General features: G+C 59.8%; 1 protein-coding gene. It reads left to right on the forward strand.

What is annotated here, in order from left to right; genetic code table 11:
* Window positions 1-219, forward strand: a 219-nt coding sequence (locus AO268_RS07415) for a transposase (RefSeq protein ID WP_141562792.1), incomplete at both ends; no start/stop codon positions are given.

Genomic DNA, 219 nt, shown 5'->3' on the forward strand with positions numbered 1-219 from the left:
CCGATGACGAATCGGGTCTGGTGCACAGCGTAGTGGGCACGGCGGCCAATGTGGCGGATGTCACCCAGGTGGACAAATTGCTGCATGGCGACGAAAACGTGGTCTGCGCAGATGCAGGCTACACCGGTGTCGAAAAGCGGCCCGAGCATGAAGGACGTGAAGTTATCTGGCAGGTGGCGGCACGCCGCAGCACCTACAAAAAACTCGATAAGCGCAGCG

Origin of the sequence: Pseudomonas sp. ICMP 8385, assembly GCF_002699915.1 — a bacterium.
GTDB classification, from domain to species: domain Bacteria; phylum Pseudomonadota; class Gammaproteobacteria; order Pseudomonadales; family Pseudomonadaceae; genus Aquipseudomonas; species Aquipseudomonas gessardii.